This window comes from Mesorhizobium sp. WSM3859 (genome assembly GCF_002295065.1).
Classification (GTDB): domain Bacteria; phylum Pseudomonadota; class Alphaproteobacteria; order Rhizobiales; family Rhizobiaceae; genus Mesorhizobium.
Map to the genome: position 1 here is coordinate 52,461 of NZ_NSGG01000013.1, position 24,867 is coordinate 77,327.

Genomic DNA, 24,867 nt, shown 5'->3' on the forward strand with positions numbered 1-24,867 from the left:
CAGTCCATAAAATCACTCCGCCGCCGGCGCCAGCGGCCTGACGCGCGCCATCATCGAGCGCAGCACGGCGGGCTTCACCGGCTTGTTGACGACCGGAATGTCGAGCTGGCTTGCGGCGGCGCGCACCTCGCTGGAGCGATCGGCGGTGACCAGCACGCAGGGCAGGTCCTGGCCGTAGGCGGCTCGCAGCCTGGCGATCGCGTCGAGCCCGGTGCCGCCGTCGAGATGATAGTCCGCAAGCACGACGTCCGGCCTCGCCGCGCCGGAGCGCACGAGTTCTTCCGATCCCGAACCCGTCTCGACATGGCAGCCCCAGCCTTCAAGCAGCAGCCGCATACCGTCGAGGATGCGCGCGTCATTGTCGATGCAGAGCACATTGAGCCCGGCAAGCGTCGAGGCGGCGCGGGCCGGCGCCCTGCCGATCTCGCGCGGCGGCGCCGCGACCTCCGCGACCGGCAGGATGACGGAAAAGCGCGTGCCTTTGCCCGGGTTGGAGAAAATGCGGATTTCGAGCCGCAGCACCCGCGCGATGCGGTCGACGATGGAGAGCCCCAGGCCAAGGCCCTCTGCTTCGCGCGCGCCTTCGTCGAGGCGCGTGAACTCGTGGAAGACGGTGTTGAGCTTGTCGCCGGCAATGCCGATGCCGGTGTCGATCACCTGGATCTCGGCCAGTTCACCCCGGCGCCGCACACCCACAAGGATGCGGCCCTCGCGCGTGTATTTGATCGCGTTCGAGACCAGGTTCTGGATCAGCCGGCGCAAGAGGTTGCGGTCGGTCATGACGCCGAGCGAGGACGGCATGATCTTGAGTTCCAGCTTCTTTTCGGCGGCCAAAGGGCGAAAATCATTGCCGATCTGGCCGAGCAGCCCGCCGAGACTGAAGGCGGTGTCTTCCGGTTTCATGGCGCCGGCGTCGAGCCGCGAGATATCGAGCACGGCGCCGAGGATGGTTTCGACGGATTCCAGCGAGGATTCGATGTTGACCGCCGCCTTGCCGGCCGGCCCCTTGCCGGCCTTCTCGATCAGCGACGAGCAATAGAGCCGGGCAGCATTGAGCGGTTGCAGGATGTCGTGGCCGGCGGCGGCCAGGAAGCGCGTCTTGCCGAGATTGGCCTCCTCGGCCAGCATCTGCGCCTGCGCCAGCTCCTCGTTGACCCGGGTGAGTTCGATGGTGCGGGTCTTGACCCGCTGCTCCAGCGATTCATTGGCCCGCTTCAGCGCCAGGTCCTGCTCGACGCGGCCGGAGATGTCGGCATAGGTGGCGACGATGCCGCCGTCGGGCATCGGGTTGGAGCGCAGCTCCAGGATGCGGCCGCTGGTCTTCAGTTCCATCTGCCATGGTCCGGCGAAGCTGGTCAGCCGGTTGAGCATCGTCACGCGCTGGTCTGCCGGAATATCGCCGCGTTCGGCAAGATGGCGCAGGATCCGGTCGAGCGACACGCCGACCTGGCCCATCTCGTCCGGCAGGTCGAACAGCAGCCGGTATTGCCGGTTCCAGCAGATCAGCCGGAAATCGCGGTCGAAGACGGTGATGCCCTGCTCCATCTGGTCGAGCGCGATCTGTAAGAGGTCGCGATTGTGCTGCAGCGCTTCGGTGGCGTCGTCGAGCAGCTTGAACGCATCCCTGGAATCGCGGTCGTTGCGGCGGAAGAGCAGCGACAGGATCAGCCGCGCCGAGGACGAGCCGACCGCGCTTGCCAGCAATTGCTCGGAGAATCGGATGACGTCCATGCTCGCCTGCTCCTTGCCGTGGAGCGAAACGGCATTGTCCTTCTCGAAGGACTGGAACGAGCGCTCGGTGCGCTCGACGCCCAGATAGCGCGAGATCGTATCCTTGAGGTCGTTGACGGTGACGGCGGTGCGGAAGCGCCTGAGGCTTGGCATCGGGCCCGCCTCGCGCGGCACGAAGATCGCCGCCTGGATGCGCTCAAGCGGCACGGATGCGCGCGACAGTGACCCCAGCACGAAGAACAGGGCGTTGACCGAGAGGCTCCACAGCACGCCGTGGTTCAGCGGCTCGCCGACGGTGCCGAACAGCGCCTGTGGCCTCAGCGCCTCGAAGCTGAACAGCCCATGGACGACGATGTCGGAACCGGGGCCGGCGAGCGAAGGCAGAAGAAGCGTGTAACCCCAGACAGCGATGCCCGCGACCATGCCGAGCGCGGCGCCCCGGCCGTTGGCGCGGCGCCAGATCAGGCCGCCGATCAGTGCCGGCGCGAATTGCGCTATCGCCGCGAACGACATCAGCCCGATCGAGGACAGCCGCGCGCTGTTGGTGCTCTCCCGGTAATAGAGGAACGCGATGAACAGCATGATGAAGATCGACGCGCGCCGCACATTGAGGATCAGCGTCGACCAGTCCTCGTTCTCCGAGGTGCTGGTCTTGATCACGCGGCGCACGAACAGTGGGATGACGAGATCGTTGGAGATCATGATCGACAGCGCTACGCTTTCCACGATCACCATGGCGGTCGCCGCCGACAGGCCGCCGATGAAGGCTGCCATGGCGAGCACGTCATGGCCGCCGAGCAGAGGCAGCGACAGCACATAAAGGTCGCTGCTGGTCTTGGCGCCGACCAGCGACAGGCCGGCAAAGGCGATCGGCAGCACGAAGAGGTTGATCGCCACGAGATAGAGCGGGAACAGCCAGGTCGCCGTGCGCAGCTCCGCCTCGCTGCGGTTCTCGACGATGGTGACATAGAATTGCCGCGGCAGCATCAGGATGGCAAAGCCGCTCAAGGTGGTCAGCACCAGCCAGGTTACCAGCGAGGTGTTGTAGCTCATCGCCTGGCGTACCTGGCTGTTCGCAGCGAGCTTGGCGAACATATCGCCGGGGCCGCCGAAGATCAGGAACGTCACTATCAGGCCGATGGCTATGAATGCGGCAAGCTTCACCACGGTCTCGACCGCAACCGCCAGAACCAGCCCGTCCTGATGTTCCGTGGCGTCGGCGTGGCGGGTGCCGAACAGCACCGCGAACAGCGCCAAAAGCATCGCCACCACCAGCGAGATATCGCTGACAAACGGATCGAAAGAGGGCGGCGAGCCGGTATAGTGCTCGATCATCAGGCTGACCGAGCCCGAGATCGCCTTGAGCTGCAGCGCGATATAGGGCACGGCGCCGATCGTGGCGATCAGCGTCGCGATCGCCGCGACGGTGAAGCTCTTGCCGTAGCGGGCGCCGAGAAAGTCGGCGATCGAGGTGATCTTCTCGCTCTTCGCCAGCCGGACCAGCCGGCTGAGCAGCGGGAAGCCGAACACGAAGACCAGCACCGGACCGGTATAGATGCCGAGGAATTCGAGGCCGCGCTCGGAGGAAAGGCCGACCGAGCCGAAAAAAGTCCAGGAGGTGCAGTAGATGGCGAGGCTGAGCGCATAGATGAAGGGCCGTGCCCGCCCGAGCCTCGCTGCCACCGAACGCCGGTCGCCGACGCTGGCGATGGCGAAAAGCAGCGTCACATACGCGATCGCGATGATAACGACGAACCAGCCCTGCACGGTCCGCACTTCCTCCCTGGCCGTCTTTCTCCTCCGGCCGTCATGACGCAATCACAGCTTGGCGCCCAAGTCCATCGCGGCTTTCGGGGCATATGTCTTTGATGACGCCGCGTAAACACAAACCGGTGCTCTGGCCTTTTTTCCGGTTTTGCAACCGGGGGTTTTTGTTATGGTGGGCGCGGGCCAGCGCCGAAGGACAACTGGTGAGGCGGCAGCGCGGCCCGTCACGGCAAGGAGGGTCGGATGCTGAAAGAATTCCAGGAATTCATTTCCAAGGGCAATGTGATGGACCTGGCCGTCGGCGTCATCATCGGCGCTGCCTTCGGCAAGATCGTCGATTCCTTGGTCAACGACATCATTATGCCGATCATCGGTGCGATCTTCGGCGGGCTGGACTTCAACAATTACTTCTTCGGGCTGTCCTCGAACGTCCATTCGGCAACGCTGGCCGACGCCAAGAAAGAGGGCGCGGTATTCGCCTATGGCAGCTTCATAACCGTCGTGCTGAACTTCCTGATCCTTGCCTTCATCATTTTCCTAATGGTCAAGGCGGTGAACAATCTGCGCAAGCGGCTTGAGCGCGAGAAGCCGGCTCCCGCTGCGGCCCCGCCGCCGGCCGACGTGCAGCTCCTGACCGAAATACGCGACCTCCTCGCCAAGAAGTAACGCAGAGCGGGCGCTCTGGACCAAAACCCCGGCCGCTGGCGGCCGGGGTTTTCTGTTTTTCTATCTGCTATGAGCGATGCCGGGATAAGAACGGATTTGTCATGACCCTCATTGAGACCTTGCGCGCCGAAGCCCGCGCCGCACCCGAAAGCGGCATCGTCGCCGTCATCAACCATGGCCGCCTGCGCGAAGGCCTGATCCCGCTCTGGGCCGGAGAGGGCGATCTGCCGACGCCTTCCTTCGTCAGCGATGCCGCCGCCCGCGGGCTCGCCAGTGGCGAGACCTTCTATACCTGGCAGAAGGGCATCCCCGAGCTACGGCAGGCGCTCGCGCGTTACTATGCCAGGCATTTCGGCAAGACCTTCGCCGAGGAGGAGTTCATCGTCACCGGATCCGGCATGCATGCCATCCAGCTGGCGATCGACGCCATCGCCGGCAGCGGCGACGAGGTGATTTACCTCTCTCCCGCCTGGCCGAACTTCGCCGCGGCCGCAGGCGTGGCGGGCGCCGTGCCGGTGCCGGTCACGCTCGACCAGTCCGGCAATGGCTGGTCCTGCGACGTCGACAAGATCGCCTCCGCAATCACGCCGCGCACCAAGCTGCTGTTCATCAACACGCCGTCCAACCCGACCGGCTGGACGGCCGACAAGGAAACGCTCCAGGCGATCCTCGATCTTGCCCGCGCAAGAGGCCTATGGATCATCGCCGACGAGATCTATTCGTTGTTCCACTACGGCCATGGCCGCGCGCCGTCCTTCCTCGACATCGCCACGGCCGACGACCGCATCCTGTTCGTCAACAGTTTTTCCAAGAATTGGGCGATGACCGGCTGGCGCGTGGGCTGGATCAAAACCCATCCGGCCTTGCAGCAGGTGTTCGAAAACCTGATCCAGTACTCGACCTCCGGCGTCGCGCAGTTCATGCAGCGCGGCGCTGTCGCCGCCCTCGACGAGGGTGACGGCTTCATCGCCGAACAGGTGGAGCGCGCGCATGCCGCGCGCGACCTCGTCTGCGGCATCCTCGGCGAAACCGGCAAGGCGCGGTTCACCGTGCCGCAGGGCGCCTTCTATCTGTTCTTCAGGGTCGACGGCCTCACCGATTCCCGAAAAGCTGCCTTCGACATCGTCGACAATGCTAATGTCGGCCTGGCGCCCGGCACCGCCTTCGGTCCCGGCGGCGAAGCCTTCCTAAGACTATGCTTCCACCGCCGCCTCGATCAGCTCGAGGAAGCGGCGCATCGCCTGGCGAAATGGATGAAGACTGTTTGAACTGCACTGAAGCCGAAACTCGCTGCGGATGGCCGCCGGAGTAGAGTTCAAAACGGGCTTCACCCGCCTGACTTCGGCACCAGGAGCGGAATGATGCGGTCGGTCTTGGCGACGGCTGGCCGGCCGGAGCCGGCATAGGGGATGCCCAGCGCATCCCAGGTCTCGACCAGCGCGTCCTGCAGTTCGGCAATCAGCGCGTCCGAATGGAACGGCGTCGGCGTGATGCGCAGCCGCTCGGTGCCGCGCGGCACCGTTGGATAGTTGATCGGCTGGATATAGATGCCGTGCACGCCAAGCAGCCGGTCGCTCGCCATCTTGCAGAGCTCGGGGTCGCCGACCAGAACCGGCACGATGTGAGTGGCCGATTCCATCACCGGCAGGCCTGCGGCGGCAAGCACCTGCTTGGTGCGCGTCGCCTGGCGCTGCTGCGCGTCGCGCTCGGCCCGCGAGCGCTTGAGGTGGCGGATCGAGGCGGTGGTGGCGGCGGCGATCGCCGGCGGCAGCGCGGTGGTGAAGATGAAGCCCGGCGCATAGGAGCGCACCGCGTCGATCACGGCAATGGTGCCGGTGATGTAGCCGCCGAGCGTGCCGAAGGCCTTGGCAAGCGTGCCCTGGATGACGTCGATGCGGTCGGCCAGGCCCTCGCGTTCGGTGATGCCGCCGCCGCGCGGTCCGTACATGCCCACCGCATGCACCTCGTCGATGTAGGTCATGGCGTTGTAGCGCTCGGCCAGCTCGACGATTTGCCTGATCGGCGCGATGTCGCCGTCCATCGAATAGACGCTTTCGAACACGATCAGCTTGGCCCGCTCGCGCCCCGCAGCCTGAAGCAAGCTTTCCAAATGCGCGACGTCGTTGTGGCGGAAGATCTTCTTTTCCGCGCCGGAGCGCCGCACGCCCTCGATCATCGAGGCATGGTTGAGCTCGTCGGAGAGCACCAGGCAGTTGGGCAAAAGCCGTGCGATGGTCGAGATCGAGGCCTCGTTGGAGACGAAGCCGGAGGTGAAGACGAGCCCTGCCTCCTTGTCATGCAGGTCGGCAAGCTCCTGCTCGAGCTCGACCAGCGGGTTGGAGGTGCCCGAGATGTTGCGGGTGCCGCCGGCGCCCGAGCCCATCTTGCCGGCCGCGGTCTGGAAGGCGGCTATCACATCCTCGTTCTGGCCCATGCCGAGATAGTCGTTGGAGCACCATACGGTGATTTCCTGGGCGCGGCCGTTGGAACGCCAGATGGCGCGCGGGAACTTGCCCACCATGCGCTCGAGGTCGGCGAAGACGCGGTAGCGCCGCTCGGCATGGAGCTGGTCGATCGCATCCTCGAAGAACCGCTGGTAATTCATGTCGACTTCCCAATTTTGCGGCGGATCATAGTCACTGCCCCATGCCGCGTCCACCGGACCCCACCGGTCAAAATGCCACGCCTTTGCCCTGTTCCTAACGATGCCGGATCGTGGCCTATTCCCCGGGGTGTGAACGAGCTTTGTTTCAGTAAGATGCCTCGGGCGGGAGGAACTGTTACGGGTTTAACATTTAGGGGGAGGATAGTGCATGTCGCCCAAAAGTGCGCAGCGGTTTTGGGAGGAACGACATGCATGAAACAATACAGGCTTGCGGCGGGGTTTCCAGCATGGGGGCTGTTGAGACAGTTTCCGATAAATCTTGATCACGAGGTAGAAGATGACGGTTTTGGTGACGGGTGGTGCCGGTTATATCGGCAGCCATATGGTCTGGGAGTTGCTGGACGCCGGCGAGAGCGTCGTGGTGCTCGACCGGCTTTCCACCGGTTTCGAATGGGCGGTCGCCCCGGAAGCAAAGCTCGTTGTCGGCGACGTCGCCGACCGTGACCTGGTCGGCCGGATCATCCGCGAAAACAAGGTCGACGCCATCATCCACTTCGCCGGCTCGATCGTGGTGCCGGAATCGGTCGCCGATCCGCTCGGCTATTACGAGAACAACACCTGCAAGACCCGCACGCTGATCGAGACAGCCGTGCGCGAGGGCGTGCCGCATTTCATCTTCTCCTCCACCGCTGCCGTCTATGGCGGCGCCGGGCTGGAGCCGGTGCGCGAGGATGCGCGGCTCGCGCCGGAATCGCCCTATGGCCTCTCCAAGCTGATGAGCGAATGGATGCTGCGCGACGCGGCGCTGGCGCATGACATCCGCTATACGGCGCTGCGCTATTTCAACGTCGCCGGCGCCGATCCCAAGGGCCGCACCGGGCAGTCGACGCCCGGCGCCACGCATCTCATCAAGGTTGCCTGCGAGACCGCGCTCGGCAAGCGCCCCTTCATGCAGGTCTTCGGCACCGACTACCCGACGCCGGACGGCACCTGCATGCGCGACTATATCCATGTCAGCGATTTGGCCGCCGCGCACCGTCTGGCGCTGCAGCGGCTGCGCGCCGGGGGCACCAGCCTCGTCGCCAATTGCGGTTACAGCCACGGCTATTCGGTGCTCGAAGTGATCGACAGCGTGCGCCGCGCCTTCGGTCATGATTTCGATGTCCGCATGGGCGATCGCCGGCCCGGCGACGCCGCCGCCGTGGTCGCCAATTCCGAGCTTGCCCGCAAGGAGCTCGGCTGGACGCCGCAACGCGACGATCTCGACCTGATCGTCAACGACGCGCTGGCCTGGGAACGCATCCTGACGGGCAAGAATTCCGTGAGAAGCTGACCTGTTGGGCCAAGGGCTCGTCCGGCGCTTTTAGAAGCGATATTGAGCCTCATGCAGCGGCGCGCGGGCGCGCCGCCGCCATGATGCTTGAGGGGACGGCATGAAGATCCTGGTTCTCGGCGCCGGCGTGGTTGGCACGGCGGCCGCCTATTATCTGGCTAGGGACGGTCACGAGGTGACGGTGATCGAGCGCCATGAGGCGGCGGCGCGCGGCACCAGCCAGTCGAATGCCGGCCTGGTGTCGCCCGGTGACGCCACCGCCTGGGCTTCGCCCGCCGCGCTGAAGACCTTCCTGCGCGCGCTTTGGAACCACGATCTCGGCATCAAGGTGAGACTCCGCCTCGATCCCTATTTCTATGTCTGGAGCCTGCGCTTCCTGCGCGAATGCACGGTGACGCGGCTGCGCGCAAACACCGACATCAAGCTGAGATTGGCGCTCCATTCCCGCGACTGCATCAATCAACTGTCGGAGGACACCGGCATCCATTACGACGAGCGCAGGAAGGGCATCCTCTATTTCTTCCGCTCGCAGAAGAGCCTCGACACCGGCACCGACAATTATCGCTATCTCGGCGAGCACGGCCTGCCGATCGAGATCGTCGGCCGCGAGCGTCTGGTCGAGCTGGAGCCGGGCCTGGCCGGCGTCAAGGAGAAGATCGCCGGCGGCATCTATTCGCCGATCGACCAGACCGGCGATTCCAAGCAGTTCACCGACGGGCTCGCCGCCTATGCCGCCGAGAAGCTCGGCGTCAAATTCCTGTTCGGCACGACGGTCGAGGGCCTCGACATCGAGGGCGATCGCGTGCGCGCGGTCGTCACCTCGGCCGGCCCGGTAACCGGCGACGCCGTCGTCATCTCGATGGGGCCGGAAAGCGGCCTGCTCGGACGCCGCTACGGCATCGACCTGCCGGTCTATCCGGTGAAGGGCTACACCGCGACAATCCCCTTGGACGACGAAAGCAAGGGGCCGACCATGGGCGGCGCCGACGAGGACCGGCTGATCGGCTATTCGAGGCTCGGCAATCGCCTGCGCATGTCCTCGACGGCCGAATTCACCGGTTTCGACCGCAGCTTCAAGCCGAGTGATTTCAGGACCATCCTCGAAACCGGCAAGGATCTTTTCCCGGGTGCCTTCGATGAGAAGAAGGCCGTGTTCTGGGCCGGCCTGCGGCCGATGATGCCGAACTCGGTACCGGTCATCGGCCAGGCGAGATACCGCAATCTTTATCTCGACACCGGCCACGGCCATGTCGGCTGGACCATGGCCTGCGGCTCGGGGCAGTTCCTGGCCGATGTCGTCGCCGGCAGAAAGCCACAGATCGATCCCAAAGGATTGCTGTACGGGACGGCACGCTGAAACCTCCCTAATCTCTGAGGTCGGCGCTGCCCCTCATCCGCCTGCCGGCACCTTCTCCCCGTTCAACGGGGAGAAGAGAGCTGGCTGCGATGCCGGCACCCATTCTGTAACGCTGGTGATTGGCGAAACCGCCGAGGAGAGCGTCTTTCTCCCCGCCACTATACGGGGAGAAATGCCCGGCAGGGCAATGAGGGGCAGCGCTGACGATTCAGGCAGTGGCTTCGCTGGAACTAAGTCTGAATGGCCAGCCGCCACGCCTTTGCATAGTCGCCCCACGCCGGATCAGCCGGCGGTTCGGTCCGCTCGCCCTTGCTCATTCCGGGTTCGCCCTCCGACGCCAACAACGCCGCGCCAATGCTGGTCCCGGTCGAGGTCTCCGACGCGACGACCGGCCGCCCTGTCGCTGTCGCCAGCATGCGGATGAAAAGCGGGTTGCGCGCGAACGGTCCCTCGACGGTCGTCGGCCCATCGCCGTCGATCAATTCCAGGCAGGTCGCGGTCATCAGCGCCAGATAAAACGAGATGGCGGCGAAACGCTGCCCGGGGCTCAAGCCCCCGGCATTGACCCACTGCGCGTCGCGATGCGGAAAGGGTCCGGAGCCCTGCCGCGTCGAAGGCAGAAGTAGGATCTGCCGCGCCAGCACGGCGGCGACATCGTCATCGCTCCATTCCTGCGGCTGGCCGTCGGTCAGCAGCGAAAATTCCCGCCCACCCATGAACCGCGCCGACGGCACGGGATCGCCCAGCGCATTGACGTTGACCAGAGTGTCGCGCGCCGGGTCGAGTTCCACCTTCCTGCCGCCGACCGCCATCGACACCACCCAAGTGCCGGTCGAGACGACTGAGAAGGGCGGCTGGTCGGACAACAGATGCGGCAGCAGCGAGGCGTTGGAATCGTGCAGGCCGCAGAATACCGGCGTTTGCAGATCGAGCCCGGTGCGTCGCGCGAACACCGGCAGGATCGGACCGAGCCGGTCCTTGGCCGGCCGCACCGGCGCCATCAACCGGCGCCAGCCCATCCTGTCCGCCAGCGAGGAAAAGTGGGACGTCCAGGGGTTCCACAGATCGGTGTGGCAGCCGAGCGAGGTCACCTCGTTGGCGGCGACGCCGGTCAACCGCAGCGCCCAGTATTGCGGATACATCAGCATCGCGGCGGCCCTGGCGAATTCCGCCGGGAAGCGCCTCTGCTGCCAGAAGAACTGCGCGCCGAGATTGAGCCCGGTCGGCAGCCGCGGCGTGCCGGTCTCGGCAAAGGGTGGACGGATGGCGTCATACTCTTGCGCCAGCCAATCGGGGCCGTCGAATTCATAATCGAGAACCGGCAGCGCCAATTCGCCCGATTGATCGACCAGCGCGCCCGTCGCGCCATGCGTGGTGATTGATATCGCATCGATCCGCCTTTCGCCGTTGAGATAAGCGAGACTGTTCAGGATGAACGTCCAGAGCGCCTCGACATCGTGATGCGGGTAGGGCCCTTGCCGCACCGGCGCGTTGGCCATTCGGCGCAGCGCCACTTCCTGCATCGTGTCGAGATCGACCAGCGCCACCTTGGCGTTGGTCTTGCCGATGTCGATGACGGCGACGTCGCGGATCATGCCATATGGAACATTGTTTCCAGCGGCACCGCCACCGGCTCGTTGTCGGGTTTGGTTTCCATGACATCGGCCATATGCGCCCACCAGCGCTGCATCACCGGATGCTTGGGCAGGTCGGCCATGCCATGGTGATCGCGCCGCCACAGCACCCCGAACAGGATATTGGTCTCCCCGTCGAGATGGATCGAATAGTCCGAGACCCCGGCCTCTCTCAGCAGAGCAACCAGCTCGGGCCAGATCTCGTCATGGCGGCGCTTGTACTCGGCCTTCATGCCGGGGTTGAGCTTCATCTTGAAGGCGTATTTATCCATCAGGCGAAGCGTCCTTGACGCAGCCGCCGCCAGACGATCGGCAGTGCAATAACGATGATCAGCAACAGGCCGATGAAGATCGACATGACGATGCCCGGCACGTTGAGCAACCCAAGCCCAAAAGTCACCAGCCCCATGATGAAGGCAGCGAGCACGACGCCCAGGATGCTGCCGGCGCCACCGAGGATCGACACACCCCCAAGCACTACCATGGTGATGGCTTCAAGCTCGTAGCCCTGCGCGATCGACGGTCGTGTCGAGCCAAGCCGCGAGGTGATCAGCACCGAGGCTATTCCCGACATCAGTCCGGTCAGGCAGAACAGGATGAATTTTATACGGTCGACACGCACGCCGGAAAACTGGCAGGCGACCGGATTGTTGCCGATGGCAAAGACCCGCCGGCCGAAGCTCGTGCGGTGCAGCACGAACCAGTAGATCAGCGCCGCGAAGAGGAACAGCGCCAGCTCGAACGAGAAGACCCACCAGACATAACCCTGGCCGAAGAACGCAAAACTTTCCGGATAGCCTTTGTAGGCCTGGTCGCCGAGGATGATGAAGGCGATGCCGCGGAACAGGCTCATCGTGCCGATGGTGACGACGATGGACGGCAGGCCGAGCCGCGTGACCAGCAGCCCGTTGAAGGCGCCGCAGGCAAGGCCGACGGCGATGCCGATCAGCACCAGCACCGGCGTTCCGGCGCCGGTCTGCACGGCCATGCCCATCATCGTCGAAGCCAAAGCCACGATGGCGGCGACGGAGAGATCGATCTCGCCGGAGATGATCAGCAGTGCCATCGCAAGCGCGATCAGCCCTTTTTCCGTGAAGTTGAAGGTCAGGTCCGACAGCGACCATGGATCGAGGAAATAGGGCGAAGCAAAACTGTTCACCGCGAAGATGGCGACCGCGATGACGACCAGCAGCGCCTCCCAGGAGAAGATCGCCGAGGAAAGCGGCTTGTCGAGCCGGTCGGGGATATGGCGCGGGGCAGGGGTGTCGGTCATGCCGCTTCCGCCTTTCTCAGGATGATGCGGCCCTGCCGCCGCTCGCCGCGCGCGTTGAGCACCACGGCCAGGATGATGGCGCTGCCAGAGATCGCCATCTGCCAGAAGGGCGAGATGTTGATGACCGGCAGGGCGTTTGAGATGATGCCGAGGAACAGCGCCCCCAGCACCGCGCCGCCGACCGAGCCGATGCCGCCGGCGATGGAGATGCCGCCGATGACGCAGGCGGCGATGATGTTGAGCTCATAGCCGTTGGCGACCTCGACCGAGGCGATCACGTAGCGCGAGATCCAGAGATAGCCGGCGAGCCCGCCGATCATGCCGGAAATGCAGAAGACGATGAATTTCGTGCGGCCGACATCGATGCCGGCATAGACCGAGGCGGTCGGGTTGACGCCGATGGCGTACATCGAGCGGCCGATTTGCGTGCGCGTCATCACCAGGAAGAACAGCGCGATCACCAGGATCGCGATCCAGGACAGCACCGGCAGGCCGAGGAAGGCAGCGCGCTGGAAATTGATGAAGTCGGGGCTCATCTGGTCGGCATTGACCCAGGCGCCGCCGGAAACAACGAAGGTGGCGCCGCGATAGATGGTGAGCGTGCCGAGCGTCACGACGATCGAGGGGATGTTCAGCCGCCATACCAGGAAACCGTTGATGGCGCCGAGCACCAGCCCGACGAGCACCGCAACGACGATCAGCACCGGGATCGGGATCGCCGGATGCGTGGCGTTGAGCATCGCCACTACCATGCCGGTGAAACAGAGATTGGATGCCATCGACAAGTCGATCGAGCGCGTCAGGATCACCACCATCTGGCCCAGCGCCAGGATCATCAGGATCGAGGTGTCGTTGAACACCTGGCGCAGGTTGGCCGGGTCTGCGAAGCCGGGGAAGCGGGTGGAAATCAGGCCGATCAGCACGACGATGCCGGCAAGCAGCCAGATCTCGCGGTATTTGAGGAAATTCTTCATGCCGCGATCCCCGCTGCCGTCCGAACCAGCGTTTCGGCATCGAGCCCCTTGTTGTCGTAGGTCGCGGCGATGCGGCCTTCGCGCATGACGACAACCCGGTCGGACATGCCGAGGATCTCGGGCAGTTCGGACGACACCATGATCACCGAAAGCCCTTGCGCTACCAGCTCGGCCATGAAGCCATGCACGGCGGCCTTGGAGCCGATGTCGATGCCCTTGGTCGGCTCGTCGAGGATGATCACCTTAGGCGCCGTCGCCAGCCATTTGGCGATCACCACCTTCTGCTGGTTGCCGCCGGAAAGCGTGCCGACATCCTGGCTGAGCGATGAGGCGCGCAGATCGAGCCGCTCGGTGTAGGAGCGGGCGAGCGCGAACTCTTCGGCGAGCTTGAGCACGCCGGATTTCGAGGTGCGCGCGAGCGAGGGCAGCGACACGTTCTGGAAGATCGGCAGGCCGATCACCACACCCTGCTTGCCGCGTTCCTCCGGCACATAGACGATGCCGGCCTCGATCGAATCCGCCGCCGATTTCGGCGCGATGGAGTTGCCTTCGAGCGAAATAGTGCCTCGGCTGGTGCGGGTGATGCCGGCGATGGCCTGCATCACCTCGCTGCGCCCGGCGCCGACCAGCCCGTAGAAGCCGAGGATCTCGCCCTTGCGCAATTCGAAGCCGATGTCGTCGAATTCGGTCGGATGCGACAGGCCCGAAACCGACAGCACCGGCGCGCCGATCTTCGGCGCGCGCTGCGGGAAGATGTGGTCGACGTTGCGGCCGACCATCATGCGCACGATCTCGTTCTGGCCGGTGTCTTTCAGCAGGCCCTCGCCAACCATCTCGCCGTCGCGGAAGACGGTGTAGCGGTCGGCGATGCGGTAGATCTCGTCGAACTTGTGGCTGATGAAGAGCACCGCCTTGCCGTCGCTCTTCAGGAATTCGATCAGCAGGAAAAGCTCCTCGATCTCCTTCATCGAAAGCGCCGCCGTCGGCTCGTCCATGATGACGATGCGCGCGTCGATGGACATCGCGCGGGCGACGGCAACCAGATGCTTGTTGGCGATGCCGAGGTCCCTCAGCCGCGCATCGGCGTCGATATGGCCGGCGCGCATCGTCTCCAGCACTTCGCGCGCATTGTTGCGCATCGTGCGCCAGTCGATGGTGCCGAAGCGGGTGCGCGGCGCGTGGCCGAGAAAGATGTTTTCGGCCACCGACAGGTCGTCGAACAGCACGGTTTCCTGATGGATGGCGGTGATGCCGTGGCCGAAGGCTGCATGCGCGCTGGGCAGTGTCGTCACCTCGCCGTCGATGCCGATCTCGCCGGCATCGGGCTGGTAGATGCCGGTCATGATCTTGACTAGCGTCGACTTGCCGGCGCCGTTCTCGCCGATCAGCGCCGTCACCTGCCCGGGGTAGAGCGACAGGCTGACATTGTGCAGAGCGCGGACGCCCGGGAAACTTTTGGAGATCCCGGAGAGCGTCAGGCGGGGAGCCGAGGCTGGGGGGAGTTCCTTTATCGTGCCGTGATGGGCCGTCGTATCCATAGTCGTATCAAGCCCGTCTATGTTCCGTATTGACTCCCCCTCACCCGACCTCCGCTTCGCTCGGTCGACCTCTCCCCGAGGGGAGAGGAGGTTTGCGAGCTTGGCGCCTGGCTCTTCTCCGCAGCGGGAGAAGGTGGCCGCGAAGCGGCCGGATGAGGGGGCAGCGCCGTCAGTCCGAGATCAATAGATCTTGGAGAACTTCTCGATGTTGGTCTTGTCGAACTGGAAGGGCGGAGCCATCGCGGCCGAGTTGGTGTCGTCGAGCGTCACCTTGCCGACGCGGCCGATCGACAGGGTGGCGCCGGGCTTGGCTTCTTCCTTCTTCACCGCCAGATCATGGGCGAGGTAGATCGCCGAGTAGCCGAGATCGATCGGGTTCCAGAGAGCAACAGCCTGCGAAGCGCCGTTGTCGATGAACTTCTTGAACTCGGAGGGCAGCGCAAGACCCGTGACATTCACCTTGCCGATCAGGTTCTCGTCGGTGACGACCTGCGCGGCCGCAACGACGCCGACGGTGGTCGGCGCGATGATCGCCTTGAGGTTGGGATAGGACTTCAAGAGACCCTTGGCTTCGTCGGTGCTCTTGGCCGAGTCGTCATCGCCATAGACGGTGGCGACCAGCTTGATCTTCGGGAACTTCTCCGGCAGCACCTTCTTGGCCGCCTCGATCCAGGCATTCTGGTTGGTGGCGGTCGAGGAGGCCGAGAGGATGGCGACGTCGCCGCCTTCCGGAAGGTAGTCGGCGGCGAGCTTGATGATGGTCTCGCCGATCAGGCCGGTGTCGGACGGGTTGAGATGGAGCTGGCGGCCTTCCTTGGCGACGCCCGAGTCCCAGGAGATCACGGTGATGCCGCGATCCATCGCCTTCTTCAGCACCGGCACCAGCGCGTCGGCGTCATTGGCCGAAACGGCGATCGCGTTGACCTTCTGCGCAATCAGCGAGTTGATCACTTCGATCTGCGCTTCGGCGGTCGCCTTGGTCGGGCCGGTGTAGATGACATCGACATCGCCCAGTTCCTTGGCGGCTTCCTCTGCGCCCTTGTTGGCGGCGTCGAAGAAGCCGTTGCCGAGCGACTTCACCACCAGCGCGATCTTGACGTTCTCGGCATAGGCGGCATTCACGAACATTGCGGCGGAAAAGGCCGCCGTAACCAGCAGTTTCTTCAAAAAGCTCATCGAATATCCTCCCTTGAGCGTTGCATACCATCGCCGCTGCGGGCGCGAGTTTCCCTCAGGCCTGCAGTGAAGATTCTTCCTTGTCGCTTGACGGCTTGCGGGCGACGATCAGCGCCACGCCCGCCGTTTCCAGCATCTTGGCCTCGCGGTCCTCGATGCCGTCGTCGGTGATCACGGTTGCGATGCGCGACAGCCCGCACAGGATCAGGCTGGAGCGCATGCGGAATTTCGAGGAATCGACCAGCACCACCAGTTCGTCGGCCTGGTCGATCAGCTTCTGCTCGGCCTGGATCAGCAGCGGATCGCCCTCCATCAGCCCGAGCGGTCCCAGGCCTTGCGCGCCCATGAACATGCGCCGGGCATAGAAGTTGCGCGTCACGTCATTGTCGAAGGGCGACAGGATGATGTTCTGCTCGCGGTAGATCGTGCCGCCCGACAGCATCACCGTGTTCTTCGAGTGCTTGAGCAGATGCTCGGCGATCGGGAAGGAGTTGGTGAAGATCGGCATGCGGCGCCCGGTCAGGAAATGCACCATCTGGAAGGTGGTGGTGCCGCCATTGATGATGATCGGCTCGCCGTCGGCGCACATGTTCACCGCTTCCCGGGCGATCGCCCGCTTCTGCGCGGCATTCAGCGTCTCGTTGACGGAGAACGGCCGGCCGGCAAGGCCGATGAACTGCGGCGGCGAGATCGCCTCGGCGCCGCCGCGCACACGGCGCAGCCGCTTTTGCACATGCAGCGCCGCGATGTCGCGCCGGATCGTCGCCTCGGAGGAGTCCGTCAACTCGACCATCTCCTGCACCGTCACGACAGGCTTTTCCTGGACGGCGGACAGAATGATCCTGTGGCGCTCTTTTTCGTGCATGGTTCCTCCCTGCCCAAGCATCAGGCCTTAGAAAACGCGCAGTGTCAATCATTTCCGATCATATATTTTCATTGTGCAGTGCAATATGAGCGATATTGATCGTTTATGATTGACAAGCAGGTCGCTAGCGTAGACATTCCCGAGCAAGAAATGAGGAGCGCGACGTTCGCGCTCCAAGGGAGGATACCAATGCTCGACAAGCGCTCCGGCTCGCGCCTCGCCAATCTGTGGGACGATGCAAAAGCCGAAGGGATGAGCGGTCCCGAGCTCCTGGTCTATCGTTCGAACACGCTGGGCTCGGACAAGCGCGTCACCAATTACGGCGGCGGCAACACCTCGTCCAAGGTCTGGCAGAAGGACCCGCTGACCGGCGAGGAAGTGCAAGTCCTGTGGGTGAAGGGCTCGGGCGGCGACAGCGCCTCGATCAAGCTGGATGGGTTCGCGACCCTCTACATGGACAAGCTGCGCGCCATTAAGGGGCTCTACCGCGGCGTCGAGCACGAGGATGAGATGGTGGGCTATCTGCCCCACTGCACCTTCAACCTTAATCCGCGCGCGGCCTCGATCGACACGCCGCTGCACGCTTACGTGCCGAAGGCTTGCGTCGACCACATGCATCCCGACGCCATCATCGCCGTCGCCGCTGCCAAGGATTCCAAGGCGATCACCAAGGAGATCTTCGGCGACGCCATCGGCTGGCTGCCCTGGAAGCGGCCGGGCTTCGAGCTTGGCCTGTGGCTGGAGAAATTCTGCCTCGACAACCCCGACGCCAAGGGCGTGGTGCTTGAAAGCCACGGCCTGTTCACCTGGGGCGACACGCCCAAGGAATGCTACGAGACCACGATCTCGGTGATCAACCAGGCAATCGAGTGGTTCGAGCGCCGGTCGGAAGGCGTGGCTGTCTTCGGTGGCCAAGCGGTCAAGGCGCTCGATGCGCCTGCACGCCGCGCCATCGCGGCCAAGCTGATGCCGAGAATCCGAGGTCTGATCTCCGAAAAGAGCCATAAAATCGGCCATTTCGACGACCAACCGGCGGTGCTCGAATTCGTCAATTCGAAGGATTTGCGGCCGCTGGCGGCGCTTGGCACCTCGTGCCCGGACCATTTCCTGCGCACCAAGATTCGGCCGCTGGTGATCGAGTTCGATCCGGCAAAGCCCGATATCGACGCCGTCATCGCGCGGCTCGCCGACGACATTGCCGCCTATCGTGCCGGTTACCAGGCCTATTACGACGCCTGCAAGCATCCGGATTCGCCCGCCATCCGCGGTCCCAATGCCGTGGTGTACCTGATGCCCGGCGTCGGCATGTTCACCTTCGCCGGTGACAAGGCGACGGCCCGCATCTCCGGCGAATTCTACGTCAACGCCATCAACGTCATGCGCGGCGCATCGACGGTCTCGTCCTATGTCGGCCTGCCGGCGCAGGAAGCCTTCGACATCGAATATTGGCAGCTCGAGGAAGCCAAGCTCCAGCGCCTGCCGAAGCCGAAGGCTCTGGCCGGGCAAATCGCGCTGGTCACCGGCGGCGCCGGCGGCATCGGCCGCGCCACGGCCAACCGGCTGCTGCGCGAAGGCGCCTGCATCGTGCTCGCCGACATAGATGAAGCGGCGCTCGCCAGCGCCAATGATGAGCTGTCGAAGGCCTATGGCAAGGATTTCGTCCGTCCGGTGCGCATCGATGTCACCTCCGAGGACCAGGTGCTTTCGGGCTTCGCCGAAACGGCGGTCGAGTTCGGCGGTATCGACATCCTGGTTTCCAATGCCGGCCTGGCCTCCTCGGCGCCGATCGAGGAGACGACGCTGGCCTTGTGGAACCGGAACATGGACATCCTGTCCACCGGCTATTTCCTCGTCTCGCGCGAGGCTTTTCGGCTGTTCCGCGCCCAGAAGATCGGCGGCAACGTCGTCTTCGTCGCCTCCAAGAACGGGCTCGCCGCCTCACCCAATGCCGCTGCCTATTGCACCGCCAAGGCCGCCGAGATCCATCTTGCCCGCTGCCTGGCGCTCGAAGGCGCCGAAGCGCAGATAAGGGTCAACGTCGTCAATCCCGACGCCGTGCTGCGCGGTTCAAAAATCTGGACCGGCGAGTGGAAGGAACAGCGCGCCGCCGCCTACAAGATGTCGACCGACGATCTTGAGGAGCATTACCGCGCGCGCTCGATGCTGAAGCGCTCGGTGTTCCCGGAAGACATCGCCGAGGCGATCTATTTCTTCGCCTCGGACATGTCGGCCAAGTCGACCGGCAACATCGTCAACGTCGACGCTGGCAACGCGCAGAGTTTTACGCGCTAGGTCTTCTTTCTCCCCGTTCACGGGGAGAAGGTGCCGGCAGGCGGATGAGGGGCGGCGCCGGCCGAACACATTCTTGGGAGGAACAGCATTGTCAGAAACGATTATCCGCGCCGACCTCGTCGCCAGCCACAACGCCGCGCGCAAACCCGACCTCGAGCGCGACTACGCCTCGCTCGGCGAGCGCCTCGACCGCCGCGGCATTGCCATTGACGCCATCCTCGACAAGGTCGAGAAATTCGGCGTGGCGATCCCGTCCTGGGGCGTCGGCACCGGCGGCACGCGCTTTGCCCGCTTTCCCGGTCCCGGCGAGCCGCGTGACATCTTCGATAAGATCGAGGACTGCGCCGTCATTGCCCAACTGACGCAGGCGACGCCGACCGTCTCGCTGCACATCCCTTGGGACAAAGCCGATCCGAACCGGCTGAAGCAGGCGGCCTCGCGCTTCGGCCTCGGCTTCGACGCCATGAATTCCAACACCTTCTCCGACGCCAAGGACCAGAAGCTCTCCTACAAATTCGGCTCGCTCTCCCATGCCGATGCCGGCACACGTCGCCAGGCGGTCGAGCACAATCTCGAATGCATCGAGATCGGCAAGACGCTGGGCTCCAAGGCGCTTACGGTGTGGATCGGCGACGGCTCCAACTTCCCCGGCCAGGTCAATTTCGCAAAAGCCTTCGAGCGCTACCTGGACGCGATGCGCGAGATCTATGCCGGCCTGCCGGACGACTGGCGGCTGTTCACTGAGCACAAGATGTATGAGCCGGCCTTCTATTCGACCGTCGTGCAGGACTGGGGCACCAACTACATCATCGCCAAGGAGCTCGGCGACAAGGCCTTCTGCCTTGTCGACCTCGGCCACCACGCGCCCAACGTCAACATCGAGATGATCGTGTCGCGGCTGATCCAGTTCGGCAAGCTGGGCGGCTTCCACTTCAACGATTCCAAATATGGCGACGACGACCTAGACGCCGGCTCGATCGATCCCTACCGGCTGTTCCTGGTCTTCAACGAGCTGGTCGATGCGGAGCTCTCCGGCGCCAAGGATTTTCATCCCGCGCATGTGCTCGACCAGAGCCACAACGTCACCGATCCGATCGAGAGCCTGATGCTGTCGGCGGTCGAGGTCCAGCGCGCCTACGCGCAGGCGCTGCTGGTCGACCGCAAGGCGCTCGAGGGCCTCCAGGAGGCCAACGATGCGCTGATGGCGACGCAGACGCTCAAAAGCGCCTACCGCACAGATGTCGAGCCGATCCTCGCCATGGCGCGGCTGAGGACCGGCGGCGCCATCGATCCGGTCGCGGCCTATCGCGAAGCGGGTTACCGGGCGAAGGTCGCGGCGGAACGGCCGGCCGTTGCCAGTGGTGGCGGCGGGATTGTTTGAGGCCTGCTTGTAGCGAATGCATTGACAACCAGAGCCGGTTCGTCCCGGTCGACATTGTCGTCGATGGCCGGAGGGAGAAGGCATAGCTGATGCCGGTCAACGCCCTCAAGATATTCCATTGAGGGTCCCATTCTAGCTTCCGAGAACGGAGGCATTCATGGGCCGGTGGTTGCATGGGGGCTCTATGAAAGAGCCTCAGCGTATTGGATGATGCTCTGATTTCGAACGCTTTCGACCAGTTCATCCGCACGAGATATTAGTCGGCGAAGCAAGGGTGACGGATTTGCCTCGTTGTATCCCAAGGTGAGATCAACGGTCGGAGGCTCGCCCTCCAGCGCCCTGGCAACAACGTTCGGGGCCAGCATATTTTGCGCATAAAGCGGCACAAGGGTGAAACCGCCCGTGGATGCGACGAGCGACATTGCCGACGATATGTTCTCGCCTTCGTACTTTGCCTTGAGCGTGATCCCGGACTTTGAAGCGTAATCCTGGATCACGGAATGTAACACCGGTGACGTTCTCGAGGAGCTGACGTAAACTTCGTGAGCCAGATCCTGTGGTCGAATTTTCCTGTGCGATGCCAAGCGGTGGCCTGCCGGCAGCACAGCGATCAGAGGCTCCTTCGCCAACAATTTGAAGGATACGCCTAAGCTCTGTTTCTCGGGGCGAAGGAAGGCCAAGTCCAGCTTCCCACGTATTATCGCCAGGGCGAGCTCCGGAGAGGACAGACTACACAGCGTGACTTCGGTCTCCGGTGCTTCCTGGCGGATTATGCGCAACAGGTGGGGTAGCCACATGATTTCCAGCCCAACCAGAAACCCCATTGCAAGTACGGGCCTTTCCGGCTGCGCGGCCCGCCGGGCGGCATCAGTCGCAGCATCGACCTGCAGCAGCGCCAACCGCGCGTGATCGAGGAAGACACGCCCAGCAGGGGTGAGCGCCACGCCGCGCGCCTGCCGCTCCAACAGCTTCACACCGACTTCGGCTTCCAGATCGCGTATCTGCCGGCTCAAGGACGGCTGCGAGGTGTTGAGCCTCCGCTGCGCAGCGTTCAACACGCCGCCTTCCTCCGCGACCGCAATGAAATAGCGCAGATGCCGCAGTTCCATGGATCCGCTCGCTATGCCTTCGAGGCATAGGTCGAACATACAAGGTCTTTGTCGCCGATAGAAGCCAGATTTACCGTCGCGCTGTGATCAAAGAAGGAGAATGCAAAATGTCGACAGCGTCCAAGCTTACTATCGTGTTCTGCCACGGCGTCTGGGCCGATGGCTCGTGCTTCAGCAAGGTGATCCCCGCGTTGCAGGCGGACGGGCACGAGGTTATTGCGGTTCAATACAGCCTGGAATCGTTCGAAGAGGACGTGGCCATGGTGAAGCGCACGCTCGGTCGAGTCAGCAGCCCTGTGCTCCTCGTCGGGCACTCCTATGGCGGTGCGACCATCACCGCTTCGGGGATCGACGATCGAGTGGCTGGGCTCGTCTACATCGGCGCAGTTGCGCCGGATGTTGGCGAGACAGTTCAGGACCAGCTCTCCAGGTATCCTTCGGATGTCTTCTCTCGTGTTGAGGTCGCTGACGGGTACGCTTGGATGCTTCCGAATGCCACCGAGTTTTTCTGCGGAGACCTTTCCGAGGAAGAGCAGAAGCTCGTCTGGGCCACGCATTTTCCGCCGCATGCCGAGATCTTCACGCAGCAGAAACTCCAGAGCACGCCTTGGAAGTCGAAGCCAAGCTGGTACATCCTGTGTCTGCAAGACCAAACCGTTCATCCCGATCTGCAGCGCTGGGTCTCGAAACGCATGGGAGCGACCGTCATCGAAGTGGCGAGTAGCCATGTGCCGATGCTCTCCCAGCCCTCCATCGTGATCGACGTAATCCGGAAAGCCGCGGCCGCTGTTCAAAACGGCTGAGAGTGGCCGGCAGCCGTCCGATAGATGCGGGGAGACCGCCGCGAGGCGGTCTCTCTTGCCCGTGCGAAGTGTCATTATTGGCTGGACGAACCGACCCCAAAGGCCTTTCCTAGGCGTCCCCAACGCCAGGAGCACCGCCATGCCCTTGACCCGTCGGACGCTGATCGGCGTCACCCTTTCGCTCGCGATTGCCCTCACGCCGCCGGTCACTGCTTTCGCCGCCTCGCCGGCTCCCGCCAGGGGCGAGCATGGCATGGTGGTCACGGAGCAGCATCTGGCAACCGAAGTCGGTGTCGACGTGCTGAAGAAAGGCGGCAACGCCGTCGATGCCGCTGTCGCGGTCGGCTACGCGCTTGCCGTCGTCTTTCCCGAAGCCGGCAATATCGGCGGCGGAGGGTTCATGACCATCCGGCTGAAGGACGGCCGCACCACCTTCATCGATTTCCGCGAGCGCGCGCCGCTCGCCGCCACCAGGACAATGTATCTCGACAAGGACGGCAAGCCGGTGAAGGGCGCCAGTCTCGACGGCTATCTCGCCGTCGGCGTGCCGGGCTCCGTCGCCGGCTTCGAGATGGCGCGCGAAAAATACGGCACGCTGTCCAGGCAGGATCTGATGGCGCCGGCAATCGCCTATGCCAAGGACGGCTTCGTGCTCAACCAAGGCGACGCGGCTTGGTTCGCCGACAGCGCCGACCGGCTGGCGAAAGATCCGGCAGCGGCCGCCATCTTCCTGAAGCCGGACGGCAAGCCCTACAACGCGGGCGAGAACCTCGTTCAGCCGGACCTCGCCGCCGCGCTGTCGGCGATCTCGCAAAAGGGACCGGACGCCTTCTACAAGGGCGCGATCGCCGACGCCATCGTCAGGGCGAGCGGCGCCAAGGGCGGCATCCTCGCCAAGGGCGATTTCGAGCAATATGCGGTGCGCGAGCTGAAGCCGGTGACCTGTTCCTATCGCGGCTACGAGATCATCTCCTCGCCGCCGCCGAGTTCGGGCGGCGTCATCATCTGCGAAATCCTCAATGTGCTCGAAGGCTATCCGCTGTCCTATCTCGGCGCCGGATCGGCCGAAACGGTCCATGTCATGGTCGAGGCCATGCGCCATGCCTATGTCGACCGCAACTCGGCGCTCGGCGACCCTGATTTCGTCGACAATCCGGTCTCGAAGCTGCTCGACAAGGGCTACGCGAAAGACATCCGCGACAAGATAGATCCGTTTCGAGCCGGCGTATCGAAGGATCTGATGCCGAAAGGCCTCGGCGAGTCGAAGGAGACCACTCACTATTCGATCATCGACAAGGAGGGCAACGCGGTCGCGGTCACCTACACGCTGAACGGCTCCTACGGCGCCGGCGTCGTTGCCGACGGCACCGGCATCCTGCTCAACAACGAGATGGACGATTTCACCCAGAAGCCCGGCGTGCCCAACCTCTACGGGCTGGTCCAGGGCGAGGCCAACGCCATCCATCCGAAGAAGACGCCTTTGTCCTCAATGAGCCCAACAATCCTCACCAAAGACGACAAGCCCTTCATGGTCATCGGCAGTCCGGGCGGCTCGCGCATCATCACCGTCACGCTGGAGGCGATCGTCAACGTCATCGACCACGGCATGGACATCCAGCAAGCGATCGACGCGCCGCGCATTCACCATCAATGGTTGCCGGACACAGTCTATGTCGAGCCGTTCGGGCTGTCGCCGGACACGGAGAAGCTGCTTGCCGGCATGGGCTACCATCTCGACCTGAGCGACGAGACCTGGGGCCGGGCCGCCGGCATTCTGGTCGGCGGCAAAAGCCTGGCGGAAATCGAGAAGGGCGGCGGCGCACGCTACAACGGCGCCATGGACAGCCGCGCGGCTGCCGGCGAGGCGCTGGGATATTAGACAACCAGCGTGATGGTCGAGGCGATCAGCATCACGGCGGCGATGGCGACGAACAGCGCGTAGATGCGCGGCCGGTCGAGCAGCAGCGCATTGCCCGAAATCCATGCCGCGGTGGCGCCGCCAAGCGCGAACAGGAAGCCGTTGCGGTGGCCGAAGGACATCGAGGCGGCCATCAGGCCGCCGATGATCAGCGCGCCGAAGACGATGATGACGGCGACAGCATATTTCTCGAAATCATTGCCGCCCCCCATGACCGGCCCCATCGCATTGAGATTGGGCAGGTCGTCCGGGTCGAAGGGGCTGGTCGAGCCATATTCGTCTTGACCGAGGGATTCGCGCATCATTCGTTCTCCGCTGAGCGGCAACAAACCATCAACGCCTGCCGAGCGCAACCCGGCAACACAGCCACGGCGATGCGTTCGCCGCCCGGCTGATGCCCGCGTGCCACGGTTTGCCGGGCAAGCTCAACGGGCGGGGATTGGAT

19 protein-coding genes are annotated in these 24,867 nt (G+C 63.8%); 8 read left to right on the forward strand and 11 right to left on the reverse strand.

Going from position 1 to position 24,867, the window contains the following annotated elements:
• Positions 1 to 12: 12 nt before the first annotated feature.
• Positions 13 to 3,498 (reverse strand): PAS domain-containing hybrid sensor histidine kinase/response regulator, encoded by a 3,486-nt coding sequence (locus CK230_RS23985; protein ID WP_095819750.1) that lies wholly within the window; start codon positions 3,496 to 3,498, stop codon positions 13 to 15.
• A gap of 243 nt (positions 3,499 to 3,741) precedes the next feature.
• Here CK230_RS23985 and mscL point away from each other — a divergent pair, with 243 nt between their 5' ends.
• Together mscL and CK230_RS23995 are read left to right on the forward strand one after the other, a co-directional pair.
• Positions 3,742 to 4,164, forward strand: a complete 423-nt coding sequence (mscL, locus tag CK230_RS23990) for a large conductance mechanosensitive channel protein MscL (protein ID WP_095819618.1) — start codon at positions 3,742 to 3,744, stop codon at positions 4,162 to 4,164.
• 101 nt (positions 4,165 to 4,265) lie between these two features.
• On the forward strand, positions 4,266 to 5,432 hold the full coding sequence (locus tag CK230_RS23995) for a pyridoxal phosphate-dependent aminotransferase (protein WP_095819619.1): 1,167 nt from the start codon (positions 4,266 to 4,268) through the stop codon (positions 5,430 to 5,432).
• 59 nt (positions 5,433 to 5,491) lie between these two features.
• On the opposite strand, the gene hemA is transcribed toward CK230_RS23995, so the two are convergent.
• Complete coding sequence (gene hemA, locus CK230_RS24000) at positions 5,492 to 6,769, reverse strand: 5-aminolevulinate synthase (RefSeq protein WP_095819751.1); 1,278 nt, start codon at positions 6,767 to 6,769, stop codon at positions 5,492 to 5,494.
• A gap of 337 nt (positions 6,770 to 7,106) precedes the next feature.
• Here hemA and galE point away from each other — a divergent pair, with 337 nt between their 5' ends.
• Positions 7,107 to 8,102, forward strand: coding sequence for a UDP-glucose 4-epimerase GalE (gene galE / locus CK230_RS24005; RefSeq protein ID WP_095819620.1), 996 nt, complete (start codon positions 7,107 to 7,109; stop codon positions 8,100 to 8,102).
• 100 nt (positions 8,103 to 8,202) lie between these two features.
• The gene (locus tag CK230_RS24010) at positions 8,203 to 9,459 is read left to right on the forward strand and encodes a D-amino acid dehydrogenase (RefSeq protein ID WP_095819621.1); all 1,257 of its coding nucleotides are present in this window, start codon (positions 8,203 to 8,205) and stop codon (positions 9,457 to 9,459) included.
• A gap of 230 nt (positions 9,460 to 9,689) precedes the next feature.
• Here the strand turns inward: CK230_RS24010 and CK230_RS24020 are convergent, their stop codons facing one another.
• The 7 genes from CK230_RS24020 to CK230_RS24050 form a co-directional block, all read right to left on the reverse strand.
• Positions 9,690 to 11,054, reverse strand: a complete 1,365-nt coding sequence (locus CK230_RS24020; protein WP_095819623.1) for an FGGY-family carbohydrate kinase — start codon at positions 11,052 to 11,054, stop codon at positions 9,690 to 9,692.
• Entirely contained in the window at positions 11,051 to 11,365 is a 315-nt protein-coding gene (gene rhaM / locus CK230_RS24025; RefSeq protein WP_176480190.1) for an L-rhamnose mutarotase, read from the reverse strand. The genes CK230_RS24020 and rhaM overlap by 4 nt, the downstream gene beginning before the upstream one ends.
• Entirely contained in the window at positions 11,365 to 12,366 is a 1,002-nt protein-coding gene (locus CK230_RS24030) for an ABC transporter permease (protein ID WP_095819625.1), read from the reverse strand. The genes rhaM and CK230_RS24030 overlap by 1 nt, the downstream gene beginning before the upstream one ends.
• Positions 12,363 to 13,340, reverse strand: a complete 978-nt coding sequence (locus tag CK230_RS24035; protein WP_095819626.1) for an ABC transporter permease — start codon at positions 13,338 to 13,340, stop codon at positions 12,363 to 12,365. The genes CK230_RS24030 and CK230_RS24035 overlap by 4 nt, the downstream gene beginning before the upstream one ends.
• Complete coding sequence (locus tag CK230_RS24040) at positions 13,337 to 14,878, reverse strand: sugar ABC transporter ATP-binding protein (protein ID WP_095819627.1); 1,542 nt, start codon at positions 14,876 to 14,878, stop codon at positions 13,337 to 13,339. The genes CK230_RS24035 and CK230_RS24040 overlap by 4 nt, the downstream gene beginning before the upstream one ends.
• 180 nt (positions 14,879 to 15,058) lie before the next feature.
• Positions 15,059 to 16,054: a rhamnose ABC transporter substrate-binding protein gene (gene rhaS / locus CK230_RS24045; protein WP_042637283.1), complete on the reverse strand. Its 996-nt coding sequence runs from the start codon at positions 16,052 to 16,054 to the stop codon at positions 15,059 to 15,061.
• A 55-nt stretch (positions 16,055 to 16,109) separates the two neighbouring features.
• The gene (locus tag CK230_RS24050) at positions 16,110 to 16,919 is read right to left on the reverse strand and encodes a DeoR/GlpR family DNA-binding transcription regulator (RefSeq protein ID WP_095819628.1); all 810 of its coding nucleotides are present in this window, start codon (positions 16,917 to 16,919) and stop codon (positions 16,110 to 16,112) included.
• Positions 16,920 to 17,108: 189 nt separating this feature from the next.
• Between CK230_RS24050 and CK230_RS24055 the strand changes: the two genes are divergently transcribed.
• Positions 17,109 to 19,211 (forward strand): bifunctional rhamnulose-1-phosphate aldolase/short-chain dehydrogenase, encoded by a 2,103-nt coding sequence (locus CK230_RS24055; protein ID WP_095819629.1) that lies wholly within the window; start codon positions 17,109 to 17,111, stop codon positions 19,209 to 19,211.
• Positions 19,212 to 19,299: 88 nt separating this feature from the next.
• Positions 19,300 to 20,592 carry an L-rhamnose catabolism isomerase gene (rhaI, locus tag CK230_RS24060; RefSeq protein WP_095819630.1) on the forward strand — a complete coding sequence of 431 codons (1,293 nt, stop codon included), beginning with the start codon at positions 19,300 to 19,302 and terminating at the stop codon, positions 20,590 to 20,592.
• A 182-nt stretch (positions 20,593 to 20,774) separates the two neighbouring features.
• On the opposite strand, the gene CK230_RS24065 is transcribed toward rhaI, so the two are convergent.
• Positions 20,775 to 21,701 carry a LysR family transcriptional regulator gene (locus CK230_RS24065; RefSeq protein ID WP_095819752.1) on the reverse strand — a complete coding sequence of 309 codons (927 nt, stop codon included), beginning with the start codon at positions 21,699 to 21,701 and terminating at the stop codon, positions 20,775 to 20,777.
• Between the two features lie 107 nt (positions 21,702 to 21,808).
• Between CK230_RS24065 and CK230_RS24070 the strand changes: the two genes are divergently transcribed.
• Both CK230_RS24070 and ggt read left to right on the forward strand, forming a co-directional pair.
• Entirely contained in the window at positions 21,809 to 22,504 is a 696-nt protein-coding gene (locus tag CK230_RS24070) for an alpha/beta hydrolase (protein WP_095819631.1), read from the forward strand.
• 139 nt (positions 22,505 to 22,643) lie between these two features.
• A complete protein-coding gene (ggt, locus tag CK230_RS24075) occupies positions 22,644 to 24,383 on the forward strand; it encodes a gamma-glutamyltransferase (RefSeq protein WP_095819632.1) in 1,740 nt (579 codons plus the stop codon).
• Here the strand turns inward: ggt and CK230_RS24080 are convergent.
• Positions 24,380 to 24,727: a hypothetical protein gene (locus CK230_RS24080; protein WP_245430042.1), complete on the reverse strand. Its 348-nt coding sequence runs from the start codon at positions 24,725 to 24,727 to the stop codon at positions 24,380 to 24,382. The genes ggt and CK230_RS24080 overlap by 4 nt on opposite strands.
• Positions 24,728 to 24,867 lie beyond the last annotated feature (140 nt).

Excerpts from the sequence above, each read along its gene's own strand:
- mscL (WP_095819618.1), top strand. The coding sequence starts at position 3,742 with ATGCTGAAAGAATTCCAGGAATTCATTTCCAAGGGCAATGTGATGGAC.
- CK230_RS23995 (WP_095819619.1), top strand. The coding sequence starts at position 4,266 with ATGACCCTCATTGAGACCTTGCGCGCCGAAGCCCGCGCCGCACCCGAA.
- hemA (WP_095819751.1), bottom strand. The coding sequence starts at position 6,769 with ATGAATTACCAGCGGTTCTTCGAGGATGCGATCGACCAGCTCCATGCC.
- galE (WP_095819620.1), top strand. The coding sequence starts at position 7,107 with ATGACGGTTTTGGTGACGGGTGGTGCCGGTTATATCGGCAGCCATATG.
- CK230_RS24010 (WP_095819621.1), top strand. The coding sequence starts at position 8,203 with ATGAAGATCCTGGTTCTCGGCGCCGGCGTGGTTGGCACGGCGGCCGCC.
- CK230_RS24020 (WP_095819623.1), bottom strand. The coding sequence starts at position 11,054 with ATGATCCGCGACGTCGCCGTCATCGACATCGGCAAGACCAACGCCAAG.
- rhaM (WP_176480190.1), bottom strand. The coding sequence starts at position 11,365 with ATGGATAAATACGCCTTCAAGATGAAGCTCAACCCCGGCATGAAGGCC.
- CK230_RS24030 (WP_095819625.1), bottom strand. The coding sequence starts at position 12,366 with ATGACCGACACCCCTGCCCCGCGCCATATCCCCGACCGGCTCGACAAG.
- CK230_RS24035 (WP_095819626.1), bottom strand. The coding sequence starts at position 13,340 with ATGAAGAATTTCCTCAAATACCGCGAGATCTGGCTGCTTGCCGGCATC.
- CK230_RS24040 (WP_095819627.1), bottom strand. The coding sequence starts at position 14,878 with ATGGATACGACGGCCCATCACGGCACGATAAAGGAACTCCCCCCAGCC.
- rhaS (WP_042637283.1), bottom strand. The coding sequence starts at position 16,054 with ATGAGCTTTTTGAAGAAACTGCTGGTTACGGCGGCCTTTTCCGCCGCA.
- CK230_RS24050 (WP_095819628.1), bottom strand. The coding sequence starts at position 16,919 with ATGCACGAAAAAGAGCGCCACAGGATCATTCTGTCCGCCGTCCAGGAA.
- CK230_RS24055 (WP_095819629.1), top strand. The coding sequence starts at position 17,109 with ATGCTCGACAAGCGCTCCGGCTCGCGCCTCGCCAATCTGTGGGACGAT.
- CK230_RS24065 (WP_095819752.1), bottom strand. The coding sequence starts at position 21,701 with ATGGAACTGCGGCATCTGCGCTATTTCATTGCGGTCGCGGAGGAAGGC.
- CK230_RS24070 (WP_095819631.1), top strand. The coding sequence starts at position 21,809 with ATGTCGACAGCGTCCAAGCTTACTATCGTGTTCTGCCACGGCGTCTGG.
- ggt (WP_095819632.1), top strand. The coding sequence starts at position 22,644 with ATGCCCTTGACCCGTCGGACGCTGATCGGCGTCACCCTTTCGCTCGCG.
- CK230_RS24080 (WP_245430042.1), bottom strand. The coding sequence starts at position 24,727 with ATGATGCGCGAATCCCTCGGTCAAGACGAATATGGCTCGACCAGCCCC.